Consider the following 8,179-nt stretch of genomic DNA (forward strand, 5'->3'; position numbering starts at 1 on the left):
CCCATGACGAACGTGCGCCTATCCATACGCGCCTCCTCCATCGCAGCTCCCTTCGTCAACGTTTCTCTGATGTCGTGCCGATCCTGCCGATCGAAAACGCTTCGTAAAGCGGCCTGAAAGGGAACCATCCCCTTTCAGGCCGTCGCCTCCCTACAAAACGCTCGCGGCATAGAACGCGTAGCGGGCTACAGCAACGCCGGCGAAGGCGCAGACGAAGGCGAGCACGGGGGCAACCGCGCCGGGCAGCCTGCCCTTCCAAGCCAGCAGGCCGAAGGCCGCGCCCGCCGCCGCCAGCACGACGGCGGCCGCGAACGGCAGCGCGTCGTGGCCGAGCCCCGCGAAGTGCGCGGCTGTCAGCGCGATCGACGCCACGACCAGCGCGCCGAGCGCGGCGAAGGCCGCGGCGAACGCGTCCGAGCGGTACGCGCCCTCGCGCATCAGAGCCCACAGCGCGGAGCCCATGGCAAGATCGCCCAGCACGAACAGCGGCAGCGTCTGCCACGCAGCCCAGGCGGGGTTGCCGTAGCTCGTGAAGTACACCCATCCCATGATACACATGAGGGCGCCCGCTGCCACGGCGGCCACGACGCGCACAGCGCGCGGGCTGGCGCCTCGGCGCAGCAGCAAAACGAAATCGACCAGCATCAGCGCCCCGAATGCGATGGACCAGTACGCCTCCTCGGCGATCATCGACGAAGGGTTGCTCATCGCCAGCAGGAAGCGCTCGGGGCGCCCGAGGTGCCCGAGCACGCCCAGCAGCCCGACGCCCAAGAGCGCGAGGCATACGAGCGGGAACAGCCACGGCCGCTTCGGCTTGCGATCAACATCCGGAAATATCGCCGCCGCCACGTACGCACCGGCCGCCAGCCCGCCCAGCGTCGTGAACAAGAACAAGGGAAACTCAGAGATCATCGTCATCATCCGTCCTCACTTGGATCCAGGCGCGGCGAACGACCCGCCGCGCCGACTCTTCCTGCCAGGGCTTCAGCCCTCGCATGCCGCCAGCTCGTAGTCCTCGATGCCGAAGGGACGCGTCTGCTCGAGCGCCGCCAGAGCCTCCTCGACGGCGGCGAACGCCTGCGCCTCGGGCGATCCGGCGACCGCTCCCAGCGCTTCGAACTTTTCGCCCGACGCCGAAACCTCCTCGGTCCACAGCGCCGACTCGGCCAAGAACGTCGCATCAAGGGCGACGAACGCGGCCAGCGCCTCGGCCGCTTGCGGGTAGAGCACCGCCGTCGCAGAGCGGCGCAGGCCCTTCGCGTACTCTCCCAGCCACGCTGTCATATGCTCGACGACGAAGGACTGCTGCGCGCGCAGCCCGGCCGCCAGCTCGCGCACGTCGCCCGCGATCAGCTGCGCGAGCGAGAACCGCGCCTCGCGCGCCATGAACGCGCATTCGAGCGCCACGTGGTCGTCGGGCACGCGCTGCAACTTCCGAGGCTGCACGCCGCGCGCCCGATACGCGGCGCGCACGGCCAGGGTGCCCTCCTGGAACACGGTCGGCTCGCCCGAGCGGTGCGGCGCCTCCCACGGTAGCGCCGGCAGCGCACCGGGGCCTACCAGCACGCGCACGTGCTCGTCGCGCGCCGCCTCCAGCAGGGTGGCGCGCCCCTCCGCAGCGGCCAAATCGGACAGGAAGCGCCCGAAGCCGCGCATGGTCTCGTCGTCCTCCGCGTACTCGTCCACCGCGTCGGCCGTCGCCCCGCCCAGCAGGGCCTCGAGCACCGCCGCGTCCGGAGCCGCGCCGAACAGCTTGTGGAACAGCGCGTACAAGCGCGCGCGGGCGAGCAGCAGGGCCTCGAGCGCGACGGACTCGCCCGTCGGGTCGGTCGGCGCGCTCACAGCACGACCTCGTTGAAGTCGCTGCGCTGCGCCTCGGGCGACGCGTGCAGCAGCAGGTTCGGCCGCGTGGTCGCCGCCGACGGCAGCACCGGCAGCTCGCTCACGGCGTCGCCGTGCTTCGCTCGCAGCTCGTCCACGTCGCCGAACTCGATGGCGCGCATGGGGCACGCGTCTGCACACACCGGGTTGCGGCCGTCCTCGCGCAGCGCCTTGCAGGCGTCGCATTTCACGATCATGTTCTCGTCCTCGTCGAACTGCGGCGCGCCGTAGGGGCACGTGATCATGCAGTTGCGGCATACGACGCAGCGGTCGTCGATATGCTGAACCGTGCCGTCGTCGGACTTGAACATGGCGCCGGTGGGACACCCCGCAACGCAGGCCGGATCGTCGCAGTGGTTGCACGACACCGTCAGATGGAACATGCCCACCTCCGGGTACGTCCCGCATTCGAAGCTTCCCACGCGCCGGGTGCGAGGGCCCGCCGCTTGCAGGTTGTGGCGGTCCTTGCACGCCACCTGGCAGGTTCGGCAGCCGATGCAGCGCTGCACGTCAACGTAGAATCCCAAGCTCATGGTTTAAGCCTCCTTGCCTTCGTACATGCCTTCGGCGACGTAGGCGGGCGTTCCTTCGGCGTCGATGCCGGCAGCCAGGAACGGGCCGCGGTCGCAGTCTTCCACCAGCGCCTCGCCGTCGTACTTCTCGATCTCGATGAGCAGGCTGTTGTACCCGTCCACCTGGGGGAAGTAGTTCGACTGCTGCCCGTCGGACAGCATCTGCTCCGACCCGCCGCGGTCGACGATGCTGTCGGGGTCGCTCTCGTCGAACAGCGAGCGCACGCCGTGCGGGATGCCGACGGTGCCCGGCATCATCCCCTGCAGCGGCTGGGCGATGCGCAGCATGCGGCCGAAGTCGTTGTAGCACACCACTGTGTCGCCCGCCTTTATGCCGCGCTCCTCGGCGTCCTGCGCGTTCATGAACACCGGGTTCCTGAACGCCTCCTGCGTCCACGTCATGTTGTCGTAGCAGGTGTGCGCGCGGCGCATGTAGTGCGGCGTGTACGCTTGCAGCGGGTAGGCGCCCTTCACCTTGGCGTCCCAGTCGGCGAACGTGTCCTGGTAGCCGCGGTTGGGCACGAAGTAGTTCGCGTAAGGCTTGATGGGCTCGGAGTTGAGCCCCGTGCGGTTCACGTTGTCGGCTTTGAACTGGCAGTATATCTCCAGCTTGCCCGAACGCGACGGGCGCGGCCACGCGGTGTCTGCCACGACCACCTCGCCGTTCTCGCCGATGCCCAGCTTGTCGTCGCGGTAGCCGACGTAGTTGCGCCTGTCGTCGGGAGAGCGGCGCGCCACGTACGAGCCGTCAGCCATGAACTGGTCGAACGATATCTTGCCGTGCTGCTCCGGATAGTTCGCGTGGTGCTTCCGGTTGTCATCGGCCGTCCAGGTGATCACCGGCTCCCAGCGGGAGAGGTCTTCGGAAAGCTCGCGCATCCCCAGGAAGTAGCCCAGCCACTGGTCGTAGTTGCTCTTGGGGTAGGCGTCGTCCGCGTCGAAGCCCATGCGCTCGATGATGTCGCGGCAAATGCGTTTCTCCTCGCGCGCCTCGTACATCGGCTTCACCAGCGGGCGCCAGGCAACAAGCGCGTCCTTGCGCTGCTTCTGCCCGTTGCCGTCGCCGAAGGGGCTCGGCCAGCAGAGCTCGCCCCACTCCTCGTCGTCGTTGCCTTCCCAGTGGGTGGCCACCGGCAGGATGATGTCGGCGAAGGAGGCGGTCAGCGAGTACTTGATCTCCAGCGAGATGCAGGTGTCGGCGGCGCGCATCACCTTGATGGCGGTGGGCAGGTTGCCGCGCGTCTGCATAAAGTTCGAGTTGGTAGCGAACATGAGGCGCGGGTTGACCGGCATCTCGCGCGCCGCGTGATAGGTGGGCGTGTTCGCGCGCAGCTTGGCGGGGTCGTCGCCCGATCCTAGGTCGTAAGGGCCCTCGGACGAGGACAGGTACTTCCCCTCTGCCAACGAGCTCCACCACGAGTTGCCTTCGATACAGCGGTTGGGGCCGGTCGCTCCCGGCGAGCCCACCAGGTTGTCGATGTAGGCGTACTCGCCGCCCGCATGCTGGATGAGGCGGTAGCCCGAATCGCCGGCGTCCCACGTGTAGATGGCGGCCGAGCCGTGACCCGACTTGCCGTAATGGCCGCCCAGCGCCGACACGGTCATGAACGCCTGCGGCAGATTCTCGGCGCCCAGGTAGCGGGAGGCCGCGTAGCTATGGAAGAAGATCACCTTGTTGTCCTTGGCGGCCAGTTCGGCGTACCACGTGATGTCCTCCACCGGCGTGCCGCAGATCTCGCTCGCCCATTCCGGGGTTTTCGGCGTGCCGTCGTAGGCGCCCAGGATGTAGTCGCGGTAGTTCTCGTCAGTCGCCGCGTCCTCCGGCATGGTCTCGGGCGTGAAGCCCACCGTGCGCTCGTTCACGAAGTCCCAGTCGATGACGTCGCCGCGCTCCTCGTCCAGGCGGATCATCTCGTAGATCACGGCCAGCAAAAACGCCGTATCGGTGCCCGGCCGCACGCGGATCCAGCGCGCGCCCAGCTGCGCGGCGGTCACGTTGTAGCTGGGGCCCACGTACACGAACCCGGTGCCGGATTCCTTGGCGTTGTTCAGCCAGTACATGCTGGAGTGCTGCGCCCAGGCGGGGTTGCAGCCGTACAGCACGATGGTGTCGGCGTTCGGCAGGTCGTACTTGTCGGGGCCCATCATGATATCGGGGTGATCGCCCCAGGAGTACAGGCCCAGCGCCTCGGTCTGGAAGGCCCAGCAGCCGAACGACTCGGTCTCGGTGTTGTACACCGCGCCGCCGATGACGGGGAACATGGCCGAGCCGGGCGCCCAGCGCCAGCCGTTGCAGATGACGGCGTCCTGGCCGTACTCGGCGTAGACGCGCTTGAGTTCGCCTACCACCAAATCGAGCGCCTCGTCCCAGCCGATGCGCTCCCACTCGTCCTTGCCGCGCAGCTCGCCGTGGGCGTTTTCGCCGCCGCCCGGCTGCCAGCTCTTGCGCTTCATGGGGTACTTGATGCGGTCGGCGTTGTACACCTGCTGGCGCAGGGACCGCCCGCGCAGGCAGCCGCGCTGCTGCGGGCAGTCGAAGCTGTCCTCGCGGGCGTCGTCGGTCTTCTGGCGGACGACCACGCCGTCCACCACGTAGCCCATGTTCAGGCACATCTGGTTGCAGTTCTGGTGGCAGTGAATGGGCATCCACTCGCCCGCATCAGCTAGGATACTGGTATCGGACGCCACGACGTGCGCGACGTCCGATCCGGCATCCTGCGCGGTGCCCGTCGAGCAGCCGGACAGCCCGAACGCCGCCGTCGCCGCTGCGGCCGCCGCCGTCCCCTTCAGGAAATCACGTCGCTTCAGGCTTTTGTCGAGCAGGGACATATGCTCCCCTTTCTCCTTGAGTTGCACGGTTTCTCTCTGCTGCCGATACTAAAACCGGCGAGGCGCTATGAAAAATGCCTATAATGGATTGTTCTTCATACCGGTTTTGTATAGCTTTGTTGAACGAGCGACAGGAGGGCGTCGTGGAACTGAGGACCTTGGAGTACTTCCTGGCCGTCGCGCGCGAGGGCAACATCTCGAACGCGGCGAAAGCCCTGCACATCACCCAGCCGACGCTCTCGCGCCAGCTGTCGTCGCTCGAGAAGGAGTTCGGGCGCGAGCTGTACACGCGCGGCCCCAAGGGCATCGAGCTGACCGATCAAGGATCCATCCTGTGCCGCTACGCGGAGTCCATCGTGGAGCTGGCGCGCAAGGCCGAGGAGGACATGCTGCCCTCCGAGCGATCGATCGGCGGCACCGTCCACATCGGAGCGGGCGAATCCCAGGCGATGACGCTCATCGCGCAGGCCATGGACGAGGTGCGGCGCACCTACCCCGCCGTCGATTTCGCCATCCACAGCGGCACCACCGCGGAGCTGAAAGACGGGCTGGTGCGCGGGTTCTACGACGTGATGTTGGAATGCGAGATGCGCGAGCACGCCAAGATGAACGCCATGCACCTGCCGGTGACCGACGTATGGGGCGCGCTTGCGCTGCGCGACAGCGCCGTGGGGCGGCTCGAGGGCATCTCGCCTGCCGACCTGGCGGGACAAGGCATCATCGCCTCGCGCCAGGCGCTTGCGGGAACGCTGCGCGACTGGGCGGGCGACGCGCTGGATCGGATGGACGTGGTCGCCACGTTCAACCTGCCTCTGAACGGCCGCTACCTCGTGCGCCAGGGCATGGGCTGCATGCTCACCTACGAGGGCCTGTTCGACGCGAGCGAGAGCAGCGACCTTCGCTTCGTTCCCTTCGCCCCGCGCTTCGAGGCTCACCAGGGCCTCGTCTGGCGGTCCTCCATGCCCAACAAGCAGACGCGGGCCTTCCTCGACGCCATGGAACGCGTATGCGCGAGGCATGCGGAAGACGACGCAGGCATCTCGTAGACCGTACGCAACCGTATCGGCGTTTCCCGCCTTCTTCGCTCCCACCCCCTCCTCGCGTCGCCATGAAACCTCCATTTGACTTGGAGCCTGCTCCAAGGGGCACACTGGAACGCGACAAGACGATCGACGCATCGCATACGACGAGAGGAAACCCCATGGGAAAGAGCGTCCTGGTGGTATCGGCCAGCCTGCGCCCGACCAGCAACTCGCACGCCCTCGCGCTCGCGTTCGCCGAAGGGGCGCGCGAGGCGGGCCACGACGTGGAAACGGTCAGCCTACGCGGCAAGCGCATCGAGTTTTGCCGCGGGTGTTTGGCTTGCCAAGCCGGCGCCGCATGCCCGCTGAAAGACGATGCGGCCGCCATCGTGGAGCGCATCGTCGCGGCCGACGCCATCGCGTTCGCCACGCCCATCTACTTCTTCGAGATGGCCGGTCAGATGAAGACCCTGCTCGACCGCAGCAACCCGGCCTATGCCGCCGATCCTGCGTTTCGCGACGTGTACCTGTTGGCCACGGCGGCCGACGAGGACGCCCATGCGTTCGACGGGGCGACGAAGGGACTGCAAGGCTGGGTCGACTGCTTCGAGCAGGCACGCCTCGTGGGCGTGGTGACCGCCACGGGAGTCGATGCGCCGGGCGCCATCGAGAAGCGCCTGCACGAAGTCAACCGCGCACGCCTCATGGGATGCGGGGTTTAGACGGCGCACGGCCGCCGGCCAACTCAAGGGCTGCTTGAGGTTCTTCATGCCTCCCAAGCATGGTGAACCTTTCAATATAAGCATTGCTATCGGTTGAGCAGCGCGGTATGTTGACAGCAGGATGAACGGACTTCCCCACGACCTGCTAGGAGGCGTGCTATGCAAATCGCCGAAGTCGCGAAACGCTACGGAATCTCGGTCGACACCATTCGCTACTACGAGCGCATCGGGCTCGTCCCCCACGTCACCCGGCTGCCCAACGGCATCCGCGACTTCACCGAATACGACTGCGGCTGGGTGGAGTTCATCCGCTGCATGCGCGAATCGGGCGTACAGATCGAGGCGCTCGTGGAGTACGTGGCGCTGTTCCAGGAAGGCGAGCACACCGCCGCCGCCCGCCTTGAGATTCTGGAAGAGCAGCGCGCGAAACTGGTCGCGAAGCTCGAGGAGATGCAGGCCACCGCGAAGCGTCTCGACGCCAAGATCGCCAGCTACCGGCCGGGCGGCGAATGCTCGGACGGCGGCGACGAATGGCTGCGCAAGGAATAGCCCGCTCTTTTCCTCGCACCCTCTTCCCAACGCGAAAGGAGCGCCCCTTCCCGGCGCTCCTTTCAACGCGTCAGGGAAGGCAGTGGATACGACGCATGCGGCCCCTCCCCACATGCTATATCCCGTCCCCTTGACGCCTCTCGCACACCTCGCACACCCCCGGACCGTCATGGCATTTATATATGATTAAAATCATCATGGACAAAAAGGGCTAGTATTCGGTAGTTTTTTACAGAGTTTTGCGGGCTTCAAAAGGTCTTGGTTACAAAAACGCCTGGTAGAGAGTGCATCCGGATTTACACGACTCATTAAAAGTGCAGATTCGCGCATGTTTTTGTCCATGACTTTATTACTTATATAACGATATGGGAGGACAAGCAGCAAGAAAAGCGGCCCGCGATCGACTAACGCTTGACGAACCTTTTTCAAGTCGGGCTCTCTTGCGTCAAGGCCAGAAAGCACCCGCATGCCAAAGGTTCCGCAGCGGCCTCAGCTTCCCCATGCTTTTCAGGCATGAAGATGCTTTCATTATAAGCATTGGCTATTCGCCTATCTCGGCGGTACGGTAGAGGAGGAAAACAAGCACTGTTCGCACTACCTTTGC

General features: G+C 65.9%; 7 protein-coding genes. 3 read left to right on the forward strand and 4 right to left on the reverse strand.

Features of this window, described 5'->3' with window-relative positions:
* Nucleotides 1–150: 150 nt before the first annotated feature.
* The 4 genes from ACMO6A_RS06915 to ACMO6A_RS06930 form a co-directional block, all read right to left on the reverse strand.
* Nucleotides 151–912 carry a DmsC/YnfH family molybdoenzyme membrane anchor subunit gene (locus tag ACMO6A_RS06915; protein WP_227101223.1) on the reverse strand — a complete coding sequence of 254 codons (762 nt, stop codon included), beginning with the start codon at nt 910–912 and terminating at the stop codon, nt 151–153.
* 72 nt (nt 913–984) lie between these two features.
* Nucleotides 985–1,842, reverse strand: coding sequence for a TorD/DmsD family molecular chaperone (locus tag ACMO6A_RS06920; protein WP_009608360.1), 858 nt, complete (start codon nt 1,840–1,842; stop codon nt 985–987).
* Nucleotides 1,839–2,414 carry a 4Fe-4S dicluster domain-containing protein gene (locus ACMO6A_RS06925; RefSeq protein WP_009304676.1) on the reverse strand — a complete coding sequence of 192 codons (576 nt, stop codon included), beginning with the start codon at nt 2,412–2,414 and terminating at the stop codon, nt 1,839–1,841. Before ACMO6A_RS06925 ends, ACMO6A_RS06920 begins: the two co-directional genes overlap by 4 nt.
* Before the next feature lie 3 nt (nt 2,415–2,417).
* Nucleotides 2,418–5,282, reverse strand: a complete 2,865-nt coding sequence (locus ACMO6A_RS06930) for a molybdopterin-containing oxidoreductase family protein (RefSeq protein ID WP_009608341.1) — start codon at nt 5,280–5,282, stop codon at nt 2,418–2,420.
* 143 nt (nt 5,283–5,425) lie between these two features.
* Here ACMO6A_RS06930 and ACMO6A_RS06935 point away from each other — a divergent pair, with 143 nt between their 5' ends.
* The 3 genes from ACMO6A_RS06935 to ACMO6A_RS06945 all read left to right on the forward strand — a co-directional run bounded on the left by ACMO6A_RS06935 (nt 5,426) and on the right by ACMO6A_RS06945 (nt 7,575).
* Nucleotides 5,426–6,328: a LysR family transcriptional regulator gene (locus tag ACMO6A_RS06935; RefSeq protein WP_035576897.1), complete on the forward strand. Its 903-nt coding sequence runs from the start codon at nt 5,426–5,428 to the stop codon at nt 6,326–6,328.
* Between the two features lie 155 nt (nt 6,329–6,483).
* A complete protein-coding gene (locus tag ACMO6A_RS06940) occupies nt 6,484–7,026 on the forward strand; it encodes a flavodoxin family protein (protein WP_009304679.1) in 543 nt (180 codons plus the stop codon).
* A 159-nt stretch (nt 7,027–7,185) separates the two neighbouring features.
* Nucleotides 7,186–7,575 carry a MerR family transcriptional regulator gene (locus tag ACMO6A_RS06945; RefSeq protein ID WP_009304680.1) on the forward strand — a complete coding sequence of 130 codons (390 nt, stop codon included), beginning with the start codon at nt 7,186–7,188 and terminating at the stop codon, nt 7,573–7,575.
* Nucleotides 7,576–8,179: the final 604 nt, after the last annotated feature.

The organism is Eggerthella sp. (genome assembly GCF_048329335.1).
GTDB lineage: Bacteria > Actinomycetota > Coriobacteriia > Coriobacteriales > Eggerthellaceae > Eggerthella > Eggerthella lenta.